This is a genomic window from Pyxidicoccus fallax, from assembly GCF_012933655.1.
GTDB classification, from domain to species: Bacteria; Myxococcota; Myxococcia; order Myxococcales; family Myxococcaceae; genus Myxococcus; species Myxococcus fallax.
Genome location: NZ_JABBJJ010000294.1, coordinates 1 through 15,728, shown reverse-complemented (window position 1 = coordinate 15,728; position 15,728 = coordinate 1). Strand labels below are relative to the sequence as shown.

The window sequence follows — 15,728 nt, the reverse complement described above, 5'->3', positions numbered from 1 at the left end:
CCCCCAGCCCCCGGACGCCCTGCGCCCGCGCGTGGACGCGGCCCGCCGCCGGCTGGCCGAGGCCCGGGCCCGCATCGACGCGGGCAACCACGCCGCCGCCCTGGACGTCACCACCGCGCTGCTGCGGGACGTCCAGGGGCTCGACTACCGCCCCCTGGAGGCGGAGGTGCTCACCCTGCACGGGCACCTGCACGGCCTCACCGGCAAGCCGAAGGAAGCGGAGGAGCTGCTCTACAAGGCGCTGTGGGCCGCCGAGGCCGGGCGCGACGACGAGACGGTGGCGCGCGTCTGGATTCTCCTCGTCTGGGTGACGGGAGACCAGATGGCGCGGCTGGACGAGGCGAACCGGCTCATCCACCACGCCCGCGCCGCCGTGGAGCGGCTGGGCCCCGAGCGCTTCCCGAGCCTCGCCATCGACCTGCACCTGCGCATGGGCGGGCTCCTGCTGTTGCAGCGCAAGCTGGAAGAGGCGGAGGCCGAGTACACGCGGGGCCTCGCGCTGTCGCGCAAGGTGGCCGGTCCCGAGCGGCTGCGCACGACGTACCTCCTCTCCGGGCTGGGGCGCGTCCGCTCGCGCCAGCTGCGCGCGGAGGAAGCGCTGGAGCTGTACCGCCAGGCGGAGGCCAACGCGCTCCAGGTGCGCCAGTGGAGCCCCGAGCACCCCGTGCTCGCCGTCAACCTCAACAACATCGCCACGGAGCTGCTGGCGCTGGGGCGGACGGACGAGGCGCTCGCGACCTTCCAGCGCTCCCTGTCCCTGCTGGAGGCGGCGCGCTCCAAGGACCACCCGAGCCTCGCCGCGCCGCTCAACAACCTCGCCGTGCTGCTGCGGCGCGAGGGCCGTCTGGACGAGTCGCGGCGGGCCTTCCAGCGGGCGCTCGCCATCTTCGAGCGGAGCAAGGGCCCCGACCACCCCAGCACCATCACCGCGCTCGGCGGGCTGGGCATGGTGGCGTACGACTCGGGCCAGCTCGACGAGGCGCTCGCGCACAACCAGCAGGCGCTGGAACGCATCCAGCGCGGCCTGGGCATGGACACCGCGCGCGCGGAGCTGCCGCTGCGCAACCTGGGCCTCATCCACCTGCGCGCGGGCCGCCCCGCCGAGGCGCGCGAGCACCTGACGCGCGCCCTGCGGCTTCTGGAGAAGGAGCACGGCACGGACAGCGCGGTGATGACGGGCGTGCTGAGGGACCTGGCCCGCGTGGAGCTGGGCACGGGCGCGTGGAAGGCGGCGCTCGCCACCTGCCAGCGCTCACTGGAGCTGGACGAGAAGACGCAGGGCGGGGAGAGCCCGGACACCGCGCTGGACCTCGCGTGCGTCGCGGAGGCGCGGCTCGGCCTGGGCGCTCCGGAGGAGGCGGTGCCGCTGCTGGAGCGCGCGCACCGCATCGACACCCGGGCGCGGCTGGACCGGAAGGAGGCGGCGCGGGTGTCCTTCCTGCTGGCCCAGGCGCTGTGGGAGCGGCGCTCGCCCGAGGAGCGCAAGCGCGCCATGGAGCTCGTCCGCGAGGCCCGGGGCTGGCTGGAGGCCCTGGGCCCGCGTGGCCGGAACGAGCTGCGCGAGGTCATGGCGTGGCAGGCGCGGCATCCCCCCACCGTGAGCGAGGCGGTCCGATGACGTCCCCGGAAACGCCAGGCCCCCTGACGGCGCTGCTCCTGGCGCACGCGCCCCCGGAGCGGCGCGAGGCCCTGCGGACCCGCTCGGGACTGGAGGCGCTGCTCGAGGCGCACCTCGCCAGGGGCCGCGAGGCGTGGCCCACCGTGACGCTCGGGCCGGAGCCGTTCCTGCGGCACCTCGCCCGGCACCTCCCGGACGCGGAAGGCCCCGCGGACGCGCTCGGGCAGTTGCGCGCCGCGGACCTGTACCTCGCGTGCGCCTGCGCGGAGGGCGAGCCCCAGGCCCTGGAGTTGTTCGAGCGGCATGTCCTCCAGAAGGTGTCCGCCCGGCTCGGCGTGCCGCCCGGCGTGTCGCTGGACGAGGTGCTCCAGGTGGCGCGCCAGCGGCTGCTCCTGGGCGTGGCCGGCTCGGCGCCGAAAATCGTCGAGTTCTCCGGCCGCGGCTCGCTGGCCGGCTGGGTGCGCATCGTCGCCTCGCGCATCGCCCGCGAGCCGCTCGGACAGAACGGCCACCAGGAGCTGTTCTCCGAGCCGCCCGAAGCGCTGGAGCGCATGCTGTCGCGCGCCGACCCGGAGCGAGACCTCCTGCAGGCCCACTCGCGCCACGTGCTCTCCGAGTCGCTCCAGGCCGCCCTCGCGGAGCTGTCCGAGCGCGAGCGCGCCCTCTTGCGAATGCACCACCTGCACGGCCTCACCATGGACCGCATCGCGACGATGTATGGCGAGCCCCGCTCCAGCGTGGCGCGGCACGTGGCCCAGGCCCGCGAGCGCCTCCTGAAGCTCACCCGCCGTGAGCTGGCATCCCGGCTAAAGCTGGACAGACAGGAATTGGAGAGCCTGCTGGGGCTCGTCCAGAGCCAGTTGGAAATCAGCCTTCATCGGCTGATGGCGTGACGGCGGCGTGATTGGTTTTTCCGGGGCGGGTGCAATTGATTTCGTTCAGGATTGAGGGGATTCTCGCGTCCGTTCCGCTGGCGGGACAGGGGCCCCCGTCCACGTGCGCCGTCCGAGCGCACCCGCGGAACTTCCGGAGAACAAGATGCGATACGAGGGGCGGCTGCCGGGCCGGTGTGTCCTGGCGTTCATCGTGGTGGCGGTAGCGGGCTGTGACGGGCTCCCGAACTCCAGGCCAGGGGAGGAGGACGAGGCCGGGAACACGGCGAGCGCGGCCCTGGCGGCGCCCACGCCCCCGCTCCTGCTGGACCTCAACACCCAGCCGCCCACCGCGAGCGACCTCCAGCCGGGCAGCCCGACCTCGCTGACGGCCATTGGCAACACCGTGTTCTTCGCGGGCACCGGCCACGGAGGCACCGAGCTCTGGAAGAGCGACGGGACGCCCGAGGGCACCGTGCTCGTGAAGGACATCGCCTCGGGTCCGGGCAGCGCCTCTCCCCAGCACCTCACCGCGGTGGGCAACACCGTGTACTTCGTCGCGGGCGAGGTCGGAACGGGCGTGGAGCTGTGGAAGAGCAACGGCACCCCGGCGGGCACCGTGCTGGTGAAGGACATCCTTCCCGGCTCCACCTCCTCCAGTCCGTCGAACCTGACCGCGCTCGGGTCGAACCTGGTGCTCTTCGTGGTCTCCGAGGGCTTTTCCCGCTCCCTGTGGCGCAGCGATGGCACGGAGGCGGGCACGTACAGGCTCCAGGCGGCCACCCGGGACTGGAACCCGTCGGAGCTGACGGCGGTGCCGGCGCTGGGCCTCGTGTTCTTCCGGTCCACCGACAGCGCGACGGGCACGGAGCTGTGGCGAAGTGATGGCACCGTGTCGGGCACCTTCCTCGTCCAGGACCTGGCCTCCGGCACGGCCAGCACCACCCCTCAGCGCCTCATCGCGGTGGGAGACACGCTCTTCTTCCGTGCGAACGCGACGAACATCGGACAGGAGTACTGGAAGAGCCGCGGCGGCCGTGGAGACATCACCCTGGTCAAGGATGTGACTCCCGGCTTTGAGGGCAGCACCGTCCAGGAGCAGGTCGCCCTCGGCGGGGTCCTCTATTTCTCCCGTATCAATGGCACCAGCTACGAGCTGTGGCGGAGCGACGGGACGGATGCCGGGACGCGGACCGTCACCGCGGCGTGGGTCTCCAGCGACTGCGGCCTGTTGAGCCTGAGGGCCGCGCCGCTCCAGCGCCGCCTCTACTTCGGTGTGTCCTCGGGAAGCGACGTCGGCTGCGAGCTGTGGACGTCGGATGGCACCGCGGCGGGCACGGCCATGCTCAAGGACATCCAGCCGGGCCCGCGGGGGTCGTCCCCGGCGCTCATGGTGGAAGCCGGGGGGCTCGTCTACTTCCTGGCCGATGACACCCAGGCGGGGACGGAGCTGTGGAAGAGCGATGGCACCCGCAACGGGACGGTGCGCGTCAAGGACATCGTGCCGGGCCTGGGCTCACCGTACGCGCAGTACCTCACGGCGGCGGGTTCGCGGCTCTTCTTCCAGGCCCAGGCCGGCGCGGCTACCACGCAGCTGTGGCGCAGCGACGGCACGGACGCGGGCACCCTGCGCCTGAGCAACCCCCTCCGGCTGAATGCGTCGTCCGCTCCCGCCTCGCTCGTCGAGTGGCAGGGGACGCTCTACTTCCGCGCGACCGACGGGCTGGCGGGACAGGAGCTGTGGCGCAGCGACGGCACCACCACCGGCACGCGGCGGGTGAGGGACATCCGGCCGGGCTCCGGCGACTCCGGCCTGGCGGTGATGGTGAAGGCGGAGGGGCAGCTCTTCTTCACGGCGTCGGATGGGGTGACGGGGAGCGAGCCCTGGAGGAGCGACGGCACCGAGGAGGGCACCCGGATGGTGAGGGACGTCAACCCCGGCTCCGCGGGCCCGCTCGTCCTGAAGATGCTTCCCGTGGGGAACACGGTCTACTTCGACGGCTACAACGGGACTTACGGCCGGGAGCTGTGGAAGAGCGACGGCACCGAAGACGGCACGCGGATGGTGAGGGACATCGGGCCCGGGGTGTCGCAGGCCAGCCTGTCCAGCTATTCGACGGCGGCGGTGGACGGAGAGGTCTACTTCACGGCCAACGACGGCACGCACGGCCTGGAGCTGTGGCGCACCGATGGCAGCGAGGCCGGCACCCGGATGGTGCGTGACATCAACCCCGGCGCTCCGGGCTCCACGCCCTCGATGGTCACCCGGGCCAACGGGCTCCTCTTCTTCACGGCCTCGGACGGGACGCACGGAACCGAGCTGTGGAGGACGGACGGCACCGAGGCGGGCACGGAGCTCGTGGTGGACCTGACGCCCGGCAGCAATTCCTCGGTCCTGGAGAGCCTCACGGCGTGGAATGGCGCGCTGTACTTCACCCGCGCCCAGGGTGCCGAGCTGTGGCGCACGGATGGGACGGCTTCCGGCACGGTGCGGCTGCTGAACACCGGGTATTCCTACACGGCCTCCAGCAACGCCCCGGTCGTCCCCATGGGCGGGCACCTCTACTTCACCGCGGCCGATGTCACGCATGGCCTGGAGCTGTGGAGGACGGATGGCACCGTCGCCGGCACGGCGCGGGTGGCGGACATCAGCCCGGGCCCCACCGGCTCGCGTCCGCTCCACCTGGTGGCCGCGGGTGAACGCCTCTACTTCGCCGCCAGCGACGGAGTGCACGGCCATGAGCTGTGGATGACGGACGGCACCGCGGCCGGCACGGTGCTGGTGGCCGACGTGGCCCCGGGCGCCTGGTCGTCCTCGCCCGAGAACCTCACCGTCGTGAGGAACCGCCTGTACTTCAGCGCGGATGACCTCACGTCGGGCGTGGAGCTGTGGTCCATCCCCCTCGCCACTTCCGCGGACACCACGCCTCCCGTGGTGACGTGCCCGGCGAACGTCACCGCCGAGGCCACCAGCGCCAGCGGCGCCGCGGTGGAGTACCCGCTCGCGGTGGCCACGGATGACGTCTCCACGAACGTCACGCTGAGCTACAGCCATCCGCGCGGGAGCACGTTCGCAATGGGCACCACGCAGGTGACGGCGACGGCCACGGACGAGGCTGGCAACGTGGCGTCCTGCACCTTCTCCGTGACGGTGCACGACACCACGCCGCCCCAGCTGGTGTGCCATGCGGACATCACGGCCGAGGTCGTCACCGCGCAGAGCGCCCCTGTGGAGTACCCGCCCGCGAACGTGTCGGATGCCGTCACGCCGGCGCAGGCGCTGGCCGTGCTCTACAGCCCGCTGTCCGGCTACCGATTCCCCCTGGGCACCACGCCCGTCAGCATGAGGGTCCAGGACGAGGTGGGCAACGAGTCCAGCTGCACCTTCAACGTCACGGTGGTGCCGGGGACGATCGACCTGTCCTGCCATGCAACCTGGGAGGAGGCCAACAGCCCCGAGGGGAACATCATCCACCTCAATGAGAACTACGTCAGCCGTACTGATGGTCTGCCGCATCCGCTCACGGTGACGTTCGACCCGCCCTCGGGCTCACGCTTCCCCATTGGCACCACCACGGTCCGGGCCGACGTGGTGGATTCCCAGCTGGCGACCGGCACCTGCACCTTCAACTTGGAGGTGCGAGACACGACGCCCCCCGTCCTGCTGGACTGCGGAGACTACACGTCCGTCGAGGCCACCAGCAGCGCGGGCGCCGTCGTCAACGTGCGGGAGCCCACCTGGTACGACGTGGCGTCCCACTCCTTGACGTTCAGCCATTCGCATCCGCCTGACTTCACGTACCCGCTGGGACTCACGTTCCACACCATCACCGCCATGGACGCGGCGAGCAACAGCGCCACCTGCACCGCGTGGGTCATCGTGCAGGACACCACGCCGCCCGCCGTCACCTGCGGCCCGGACGTCACCGTGGAGGCCACCGGGCCGGATGGGGCCAGCGTGACGTACGCGGCGCCGACGGCGACAGACGCTGTCACCGCCTCGCCGACGCTGTCGGCCTCGCACGCCTCGGGCAGTGTGTTCCCGGTCGGCACCACGGGCGTCACCATCACCGCGCGGGACGGTGCCAACAACACGGACACCTGCGCCTTCAACGTCACCGTGGTGGAGCCTCCGCCCCCTCCCGTCATCACCTGCCCGACGGACGTGACGGCCGAGGCCACCTCCGCCAACGGCGCCACTGTCACCTTCCCGGCGGCCACCGCCACCGGAAGCCGGGAGCCCGTGACCGTCACCTATAGCCACGAGTCGGGCGCGGTCTTCCCCCTGGACGCCACCACCGTCACCGCCACCGCGCGAGACGCGGACGGGCGCACGGCATCCTGCGAGTTCACCGTCACGGTGCATGACACCACGCCGCCGAGCCTCACCTGCCCGGCGAACATGACCGTCACCGCCACCGGCGGCGGCAGCGCGGAGGTGCTCTACACGCCGGCCGAGGCCTCCGACACGGTGTCCTTCGCCAGCATCTTCTACAGCCCGCTGTCCGGCTCGCGCTTCTCCCTGGGCACGTCCACCGTCAACGTCTCGGCGACGGACGTGGCGGGCAACACGGCCACCTGCTCCTTCACCGTCACGGTGGTGCCAAGGCCGCTCGCCCTCACCTGCCCCAACGACGAGGTCATCGAGGCCACCAGCCCGAATGGCGCCGTCGTGGACTACGGGCCCGCGCTCGTCACCGACGGCGTCGGGCCGTACGAGGTGACGTACAGCCAGGCCACGGGCACGGGCTTCCCCCTGGGCACCACCACCGTCACCGTCAACGCGCTCGACAGCGCGGGCAGTGGCGCCTCGTGCACCTTCTCCGTGACGGTGCGCGACACCACGGCACCGGTGCTCACGTGCGAGTCGTTCTTCCCGGTGGAGGCCACCAGCAGCGCGGGCGCCGTCGCCAACGTGCCGGAGCCCACGTGGACCGACGCCGCCTCCACCACCGTGGAGTTCACCTACTCCCCGCCCCCGGGCCACACCTTCCCGTTGGGAGGCACGCCACGCACCGTCACGGCGAAGGACGCGGCCGGTAACGTCAGTGACGCCTGCACCACGTTCGTCGTCGTGCAGGACACCACACCGCCCGCCGTCACCTGCGGTCCGGACGTCACCGTGGAGGCCACCGGGCCGAACGGCGCCAGCGTGACGTACGCGGCGCCGACGGCGACAGACGCTGTCACCGCCTCGCCGACGCTGTCGGCCTCGCACGCCTCGGGCAGTGTGTTCCCGCTCGGCACCACGCGCGTCACCGTCACCGCGAAGGATGGTGCGAACAACACGGGCACCTGCGCCTTCAACGTCACCGTGGTGGAGCCGCCGCCTCCGCCCGCCATCACCTGCCCGGCGGACGCGACGGCCGAGGCCACCAGCACCGAGGGCGCCACCATCACCTTCCCTGCGGCCACCGTCACCGGAGGCCGTTCGCCCGTGGCCGTCACGTACAGCCATGAGTCGGGCATCGTGTTCGCGAGGGGCACCACCACCGTCACCGCCACCGCGCGGGACGCGGACGGCCGCACCGTAACGTGCACCTTCTCCGTGACGGTGAGCGACACCACCGCGCCCGCGCTCACCTGCCCGGCCTCCGTGGACACCGAGGCCACCAGCGGCGCCGGGGCCGCCGTGGACTTCCCGCTCGCCGTCGCGACGGATGCCGGCTCCGCCAGCGTGGTGCCGACGTACAGCCACGCGCCGGGCTCCACCTTCCCGCTCGGCACGACGGAAGTCGTCGCCACCGCCACGGACGCGGCGGGCAACACCGTCAACTGTGGTTTCACGGTGACGGTGCGTGACACCACGGCGCCCGTGCTCACCTGCCCGGCGGACGTCTCCGTCGTCACGCCCCACAAGAAGGGCACCGACGTGGCCTACCCCGCCCCCACCGCCGGGGACGCCGTGTCCGCGCCGGTGGTGACCGCGACGCCGGCGTCCGGCTCGGAGTTCCCCGTGGGCACCACGCCCGTGGTGGTGACGGCCACGGACGCGGCGGGCAACAGCGCCACCTGCACCTTCCAGGTGACGGTGAGCACGCGCAAGCCCGTCACCGTGGAGGAACCGGACGAGCTCGAGGTGCTGGGGTGCAGCGCGGGCGCGGGCACCTCGGCGGGGTTCGGCTGGGGCGCCCTGCTGCTCCTCGGCCTGGTCCGGCGCCGGGGCACGAAGCGGAGCTGACACGGCCAGCCCCGCGTCAAGGGCTGCTAGGCTCGGCCCATGGAATCCGTTGATCCAGAGTTCGTCACGATCGCCCAGGACCTCCTCACGGGAGGCTTCCTGGGCGCGCTCTTCTACCTCTTCGCGCGATACGTGCTCGGCGGCTTCTTCACCGTCGACCAGAACGAGCGCGCGGTGAAGGTGCGGCTGGGCCGCGCCGAGCGCCTCGCCTCGAACCTCACCAACCGCGACGGCCCGCTCTCCGAGGGGCTCGCCCGCACGGACGAGGAGCGCTACGTCTACCCGCAGCTGCGCGTCATCTCGTCCGGAGGCCCCTACTTCAAGTGGCCCTGGGAGCAGGTGCGCAAGGTGTCCGTGGCCACGCAGACGCTGAACATGGCCTATGACCCGGAGGCTCCGGAGGCGAACCAGGGCGGCACCATGGTGGACGCGGTCACCAAGGACCAGCTCAACACCGGCCTCACCGGGCAGATTCGCTACCGCGTCTCGGAGAAGAACCTCTACGCCTACCTCTTCGGCGTGAAGAACCCCGTCGCGCACGTGATGGGCTTCTTCATCTCCATCCTCCGCCAGCGCATCGCCAACTTCGAGGCGCCCGCCACCGCGCGCGACGCCGACAGCCTGGAGGCGAGCGTCGTCTCCGGCGTCTCCATCAACGACCTGCGGAAGAATCTGAGGGACCTCAACGAGCACATGGTCCACGAGTGCCGCGGCAGCGAGGCACGCTACGGCGTGGTGCTGGAGGCCTCGCTCATCACCGGCATCGACCCGCCGGCCGAGGTCGAGAGCGCCCTGGCCGCCATCAACACCGCGCACAACCACGTCTCCAGCGACATCAGCCTGGCGCAGGCCTCCGCGGACCAGAAAATCGTCCAGAGCCGGCGCGCGGTGGAAATCGAGACGCTGAAGGCGCAGGCGGAGGTGGAGCCGCTGGTGGCCCTGTCCAACGAACTGTCACTGCTCAAGCGCAGCGGGCCCGGCGCGCTCCAGGCGTACCTGCGCAACATCCGGCTGGGGCTGTACCAGAAGGCGCAGGCGGTGGTGATGGGGGTGAAGCATGGCTAGCATCGTCGGTTTCATCGCCGGGTTCATCCTCATGGCCGTGGGGGTGCCCCTCTTCTTCGCGCTGCTGCGGCTGTTCGGCTTCTACACCGTGGTGCAGGAGCGCATGTGCAAGGTGTACGTGCTGTTCGGCTCGGTGGTGTGCACGCTGGACGAGCCCGGCCTGCACTTCCTCTGGCCGAAGCTGGGGTGGAAGGCGCTCATCGTGAACCTCGTGGGGCGCTGCCACGTGGTGGACCTGCGGTTGGACCAGCAGTACCTGCGCAGCCAGGCGGTCAACTCCGAGGAGGGCGCGCCGATGGGCATCGGCATCTGGTACGAGATGTACGTCTCGGACCCGAAGCGCTTCCTCTTCGAGAACGCGGACCCGCGCGGCAGCCTCGCCGCCAACGTGAGCAACGCGGCGGTGCGCTGCCTGTCCAACATGAAGCTGTCCGCGATGCTGGAGACGCGCCACGAGATGAGCCGCACGGTGCGCGCCGAGGTGAGCCCGCAGAGTCACGAGTGGGGCTACAAGCTGGGCAGCGTCTACGTGCGCAAGGTGCACTTCCGCGACGCGGCGATGATTCGGCAAATCGAGGAGAAGGTCGTCAACCGGCTGCGCCAGGTGACGAGCGCCATCCGTCAGGACGGAGCCAACCAGGTGAGCATCATCACCAGCACCGCCGAGCGGCAGAGCGCGGTGGAGTTCGCCCGCGCGGCGGCGCTGCGCCCCCAGATTGTCGGCGCGGCGCTGCGCAAGATTGGCGAGGACCCCGAGGTGCTGGAGGCCACCTTCGAGCTGCTGGAGACCCAGCGCCTCCTGGAGAGCGGCGCGCAGCTCACGTTGATTCCCGAGGGCCAGCGCGGAGAGCTGCTGTCACAGCTGCTCGCGGCGCGGGCGGCGTCGCGCACGTAGTCCTTCCCCCTTCCATCAAGCGAGACACACCATGGCGAAGAAGCGTCCCGACCGAGACCTGGAGAAGACCTACCCGCGCAAGGAGTTCGTCGCGAAGCTGAGGCGACTGGCGGATGCCATCGAGGCCGGCAAGCCGTTCAGCATCCAGGTCGCCGGGGAGCGCCTGCGCATCCCCGCCAGCGCGCTCTTCAACATCGAGCACGAGCGCGAGGGCGGCGTGGACGAGGTGGAGTTCCAGCTCCGCTGGGAGCGCGAATAATCAGTTCCGCGTCGTCTTGAAGCGGCTGGTGACGGCGGTGAGCCCCTCGGCCACCGCCTGCAGGTCCTGGGCGATGCGGGTGGTGCGACCGGTGGCGTCCACGCCCTGCTTCACCAGCTCCGCCACGTTGCGCGCGCCCTGCACGGCCTGCTCGCTGGACTGACGCTGCTGGCGGGTGGCGATGGTGATCTGCCGCGCCGCCTCGCTGGTGCCGCGCGCCAGCTCCACGATGCGCTGGAACACGGCGGAGGCCTGCTCGGCCACCTCCACGCCGCGGTCGCTGGTGGCCATGCCCACGCGCGCCTTGGAGGCCGCCTCCTCACCGGAGTCCTGCACCTTCTCGACGATGCGAGCGATGTCGCGCGCGGACGCGGACACGTTCTCCGCCAGCTTGCGCATCTCCGCGGCCACCAGCGAGAAGCCCCGCCCCACCTCGCCCGCCTTCGTGCCCTCCAGCGCCGCGTTCAGCGCGAGCAGGTCCGAGCGCTCCGCCACCTGATTGATGACCTGGGCAATCTTCGACACCTGCTGCAAATCCTGGTTGAGGCCGACGATGGCGTCCGCCACGCCCTTGGACTCGGTGCGGATGTCGTTGATGCCGGCCACCACCTGCGCCACCACCGCCATGGCCTCGGCCACCGCCTCGTGCGTGCGCCGCGCGCTGGACTCCACCACCTCCGTGGAGCTGGAAATCTGTTCCGCCGTGCGGCTCAGCTCCTCGAACGTGGCGGCGATCTGCTGCGCGTACGCGGCCTGCTGGCTGATGACGTGCTCCTGGTCCGCGGACGCGCCCAGCAGCCCCCGCGACGCGCCGGACAGCTGCTCCGTGCGGGACACCAGCTCCATCACCGTGCCGCGCAGCGTGCCGAGCATCTCGTTGAAGGACTGCGCCATCAGCCGCAGTTCGCCGGTGGCGGACACGTCCAGCTCCCCGCGAGACATGTCCCCGCGGGACACGTCCCGCACCACCTCCGTCACCCGCGACACGGGCTCGACGATGCCGCGGCTGATGATGAAGGCCAGCAGCAGGCCCAGGAGCAGCGCCCACACCAGCCCCATCAGCACGTAGCCCCGCAGGTCGGCCACCGAGGACACCGCCTCCTCCGTGCCGAAGCCGGCCACGTAGGTGCGCTCGCCGCTCGCGCAGCGCACCACCACCTCGTGGTGCTTGGGCCGGCGCAGCGTCTCACACGTGCCCGGGGCCACCGGGCCCAGCTCCTTCACCGTGTCCGGGACGGCGCCCTGCGGGCCCGGGAGGCCTTGCTGGCCCTGCTCGAACACCATGCCGCCATCCGGCCACATCAGGCCCTGGTAGTGCAGGGTGAAGCCCCGGCCACCGGCCTCCGGGGCTTCGGCCTCGAGCGCCGCGAGCACCGGCCTCAGCCGCTCGCGCGACTCGGGGCTGTCGTCCGCCGCCACCATCACCGGGTGCTGCGCCACGAGCTGCCCCACCACCCGGACCCGCTTCTCCAGCAGCTCCATGGTGACTTCCCGCTGACGCGCCGGAAAGTACGCGGTGCAGAAGAGGACCACCGCCAGGCAGGGCACGAGCACCGCGATGGCCACCTGCATCCGCAAGCTCAGCCGGCCCCACATGTCTGTCCGCTCCCGAAAAAAGTGGTTGGGCTGGAACCCCAGCCCGTCGGGCGACGGTAGGCGGCCCTTCGGAGAGCGTCAAACCGGGCTGATCCAAAGGGCCACCGGGCGGACGGGCGCCCCAAGGGCTGGAGCGGCACCGACCCGCCCCGGGCCGACAAGCTCCGCTTTTCGCCGTCATCTCAAGGGGTTGGAGCGGTGCGGGAGGGGGACTTTCCCTTTGACAGGGCGCGCCCGGTGTCATTAGGTTCCGCGCGCGATGACTCCCACTCCACTCGCGCCGTACCTGCCCCTGGCGGTCGTCCTCCTGCTGGCCGGCGGCATGGCGATGCTGATTCCGCAGATCACCACCCGCTTGGGCCCCAAGCGGATGAGCGCCATCAAGTCCACCAGCTTCGAGGCCGGCTCCGAGTCGACCGGCCCGGCGCGTCAGCGGTTCGCGGTGAAGTTCTACGTCGTGGCCCTATTGTTCATCGTGTTCGACGTCGAAGCGGTGTTCCTGTACCCCTGGGCGGTCAACTTCAAGGCGCTGGGCTGGTTCGGGTACGTGGAGATGCTGGTCTTCGCCGCGACGCTCGTGGTGGGCCTCATCTACATCTGGAAGAAGGGCGCCCTGGACTGGGAGAGCTGAGACATCATGGCTGAGACTGACATTGCCCCCGTACTGGCCACGCGCCGCGACGAAGCCATGGGCTTCTTCCAGCGCATGGTCTCCAAGGGCCTGGGCTGGGCCCGCAAGTATTCGCTGTTCACCTACCCATACGCGACCGCGTGCTGCGGCATGGAGTACATGTCCGTGGCGGCCAGCCGTCACGACATCTCGCGCTTCGGCGCCGAGTTCCCCCGCTTCTCGCCGCGCCAGGCGGACCTGCTGATGGTGGTGGGCACCATCAACCTGAAGCAGGCCCCCATCCTCAAGCGCGTCTACGAGCAGATGGCCGAGCCCAAGTGGGTGGTGGCCTTCGGCGTGTGCGCGTCGTCGGGCGGCTTCTACGACAACTACGCGGTGCTGCAGGGCATCGACCGCATCATCCCGGTGGACGTGTACATCCCCGGCTGCCCGCCGCGTCCGGAGCAGGTGCTGGACGGCCTGATGCTGCTCCAGGACAAGATTGGCAACCAGGTGCACCGCATCGCGGACCGCGAGCAGCCCAACGCCACGGCCGCTCGGCACGACCTGCTGATGTCCATGGGCAAGTAACACCCCACGCCCCACGCGTGGTGACGCCAGGGCCCCGCGTGCCTCCCCTCGACAGGGAGGCGCCGGGGCCCTTGGCTTTTCGGCCGCCTACCAGCGGTGGTACGCGGGGTGGCCGGGCTTCACGGCGACGAAGGTGCCGCGGCAGGTGGCCGTCACCTTGCCGCCCGCGGTGAGGGTGCCTTCAATCACGGCGCGGTCGCCCTTGATTTCCACGGGCTTCGCCTCCAGGTGCACCGGCCCGGACATGGGCGTGGGGCGCTTGAGGGTGATGGAGTAGTCCGCGGTGACGGTGCACGGCGGCGAGTCCGCCCCCTGCGCCTTCATGAGGTGGTACGCGGCCGTCCAGTTGCAGTGGCAGTCCAGCAGCGCGCCGATGATGCCGCCGTTGAGGACGCCGGGGAACGCCTGGTGGTGCTCGGCGGGCATCCAATCCGCCACGACGAGGTCACCCTCCGCGCGGCTGCGGATGCGCAGGCCCTGCGGATTCGCCGGGCCGCAGCCGAAGCAGCTGTTGTGGGGGGCGTAGCGTTCCTGGAGGCTGGGAGTGTCTGGGGTCGTCGACATGGCCCGCCACCTTACGCCAGCCGCCCTCCCCCGTGCGGCTCAGGACGCCATCCAGCCACGCCTCCAGCGAGAGCGCGTCCGGGCCTTCACACTCGCCCTGACAGGTGCGCAGCACCCCCCCGTCCGCGCGGGGCCGGTCCACCCACCAGCGCCGCCCGTCGAAGGCGCCCCGGTCCTTCTCGCGAAGAATCGCCGCGTGCGCCGCGTCCCCCATCTCCACCACGCCGTCCGGGCGGATGCGGTACGCGTCGAAGGCGCGCGGCGCGCCGGGCCAGTGCCCCGCGTCGAACACCTCCGGCAGCACGTGGGTGAAGCCCGTCTCCGCGTACAGCGCCAGCGGCTCCAGCGTCCCGCCGCGCAAGAGCGGCGCCAGGGACACGCCGTCCACGCCCGAAAGCGCGGGCAGGCCGGACAGCTCCAGCAGCGTGGGCCCCACGTCCACCAGCCGCACCAGCGCGCCCACCGCCGCCGGCCCGCTCCCCCGCCCCCTGGGAGGCTTCACCGCCAGCAGCACGCGGTTCTCCTCCTCGCCCAGCCGCGCGCCGTGCACCGGCGTGGCGCCCGCCAGGTCCGGCCGGTCCGCGTGGAAGCTCTCGCCGTGGTCCGACATCAGGACGATGAGCGCGTCGTCGTAGCGCCCGGAGTCCCGCAGCGCGTCCAGCACCGTGCCCACCTGCGCGTCCGCCTGGGCGATGAGCTCGTCGTAGAGCGCCTCCGCCCCCTCGCGGCTCCACCCGCCCTTGGCGCCCGGCGACACCGGGGCGAAGTGCATGCGCAGCCGCCGCTCCAAGGGCTCGGAGGGCGGCACGAAGCGCCGGTAGAAGGGGTACACCGGGTCTCCCGGGAAGTGCGCCGCGGTGGCGTGGAAGGCGAACAGCGTGGGGCCCTGGCGCGCCTCGTCCGCCAGCCGGGACGCCAGCCGCGCCGCGTAGCCCATGGGGTCGTGGATGCCCGCCAACGCGCGGTTGTCGATGAACTCGGGCACCCACGCGGCGCCCAGGGCGTTGTCCGCGAAGACGCCGAGCGCCCGGTAGCGCAGCTTCTCCAGCGCGAAGTTGATGGCCCCGCGCGGCGGCTGCAGCCGGGTGTCGAAGCCGGAGGCGGGGCCCTCCGCGTGGAAGCGCGAGCAGTCCGTGGCGAACACCGTGCGCCAGCCGGCCTGGGCGAAGGACTGGGGGAAGGTGGGCTGCAGCTTCAGGCGCGACTCGGCCGTCAGCGCGTAGCGCACGCCCGTGGTGTTGGGCCACTTCGCGGTGAGCAGCGAGCGCCACGCCGGCTCCGTCTGGGCAATGGGCGTGTACGCGCGGGTGAAGAGCGTCGCGTCCTCCAGGAAGCGCTCCACGTGGGGCGCCACCTCGCCCGTGCCGCCCTGGGACTTCAGCCGGTCCGGACGGAAGGCGTCGATGCCGATGAGCACCACCAGCGGGTGCTTCGTCTCCCGCGCCGGGAGCCCGCCGAGCACGAGGAGCCCCCCCAC

Annotated in this window: 11 protein-coding genes; 8 read left to right on the top strand and 3 right to left on the bottom strand. The window is 71.4% G+C overall.

What is annotated here, in order from left to right; genetic code table 11:
* From HG543_RS40530 to HG543_RS40505, 6 genes are all read left to right on the top strand, one after another.
* The coding region (locus HG543_RS40530; protein ID WP_169350290.1) for a tetratricopeptide repeat protein at positions 1-1,618 on the top strand (1,618 nt) is incomplete at its 5' end.
* Entirely contained in the window at positions 1,615-2,511 is an 897-nt protein-coding gene (locus HG543_RS40525) for a sigma-70 family RNA polymerase sigma factor (RefSeq protein ID WP_169350289.1), read from the top strand. The genes HG543_RS40530 and HG543_RS40525, both read left to right, overlap by 4 nt.
* 145 nt (positions 2,512-2,656) lie before the next feature.
* Entirely contained in the window at positions 2,657-8,671 is a 6,015-nt protein-coding gene (locus HG543_RS40520; protein WP_169350288.1) for an ELWxxDGT repeat protein, read from the top strand.
* A gap of 39 nt (positions 8,672-8,710) precedes the next feature.
* A complete protein-coding gene (locus tag HG543_RS40515) occupies positions 8,711-9,736 on the top strand; it encodes an SPFH domain-containing protein (RefSeq protein WP_169350287.1) in 1,026 nt (341 codons plus the stop codon).
* Entirely contained in the window at positions 9,729-10,631 is a 903-nt protein-coding gene (locus HG543_RS40510; protein ID WP_169350286.1) for an SPFH domain-containing protein, read from the top strand. Before HG543_RS40515 ends, HG543_RS40510 begins: the two co-directional genes overlap by 8 nt.
* 31 nt (positions 10,632-10,662) lie before the next feature.
* The gene (locus HG543_RS40505) at positions 10,663-10,890 is read left to right on the top strand and encodes an amphi-Trp domain-containing protein (protein ID WP_169350285.1); all 228 of its coding nucleotides are present in this window, start codon (positions 10,663-10,665) and stop codon (positions 10,888-10,890) included.
* Here the strand turns inward: HG543_RS40505 and HG543_RS40500 are convergent, their stop codons facing one another.
* Positions 10,891-12,486 (bottom strand): methyl-accepting chemotaxis protein, encoded by a 1,596-nt coding sequence (locus tag HG543_RS40500; RefSeq protein WP_169350284.1) that lies wholly within the window; start codon positions 12,484-12,486, stop codon positions 10,891-10,893. It abuts the gene before it with no gap.
* Between the two features lie 259 nt (positions 12,487-12,745).
* Between HG543_RS40500 and HG543_RS40495 the strand changes: the two genes are divergently transcribed.
* Positions 12,746-13,117: an NADH-quinone oxidoreductase subunit A gene (locus HG543_RS40495; RefSeq protein WP_169350283.1), complete on the top strand. Its 372-nt coding sequence runs from the start codon at positions 12,746-12,748 to the stop codon at positions 13,115-13,117.
* Positions 13,118-13,123: 6 nt separating this feature from the next.
* Positions 13,124-13,687, top strand: coding sequence for an NADH-quinone oxidoreductase subunit B (locus tag HG543_RS40490; RefSeq protein ID WP_169350282.1), 564 nt, complete (start codon positions 13,124-13,126; stop codon positions 13,685-13,687).
* Between the two features lie 87 nt (positions 13,688-13,774).
* Here the strand turns inward: HG543_RS40490 and HG543_RS40485 are convergent, their stop codons facing one another.
* Together HG543_RS40485 and HG543_RS40480 are read right to left on the bottom strand one after the other, a co-directional pair.
* A complete protein-coding gene (locus HG543_RS40485) occupies positions 13,775-14,125 on the bottom strand; it encodes a PaaI family thioesterase (protein WP_343073562.1) in 351 nt (116 codons plus the stop codon).
* Between the two features lie 7 nt (positions 14,126-14,132).
* On the bottom strand, positions 14,133-15,728 hold a 1,596-nt coding region (locus HG543_RS40480), incomplete at its 5' end, for a sulfatase-like hydrolase/transferase (protein ID WP_169350280.1).

Coding starts and splice junctions, on each gene's coding strand:
- HG543_RS40525 (WP_169350289.1), top strand. CDS start 1,615: ATGACGTCCCCGGAAACGCCAGGCCCCCTGACGGCGCTGCTCCTGGCG.
- HG543_RS40520 (WP_169350288.1), top strand. CDS start 2,657: ATGCGATACGAGGGGCGGCTGCCGGGCCGGTGTGTCCTGGCGTTCATC.
- HG543_RS40515 (WP_169350287.1), top strand. CDS start 8,711: ATGGAATCCGTTGATCCAGAGTTCGTCACGATCGCCCAGGACCTCCTC.
- HG543_RS40510 (WP_169350286.1), top strand. CDS start 9,729: ATGGCTAGCATCGTCGGTTTCATCGCCGGGTTCATCCTCATGGCCGTG.
- HG543_RS40505 (WP_169350285.1), top strand. CDS start 10,663: ATGGCGAAGAAGCGTCCCGACCGAGACCTGGAGAAGACCTACCCGCGC.
- HG543_RS40500 (WP_169350284.1), bottom strand. CDS start 12,486: ATGTGGGGCCGGCTGAGCTTGCGGATGCAGGTGGCCATCGCGGTGCTC.
- HG543_RS40495 (WP_169350283.1), top strand. CDS start 12,746: ATGACTCCCACTCCACTCGCGCCGTACCTGCCCCTGGCGGTCGTCCTC.
- HG543_RS40490 (WP_169350282.1), top strand. CDS start 13,124: ATGGCTGAGACTGACATTGCCCCCGTACTGGCCACGCGCCGCGACGAA.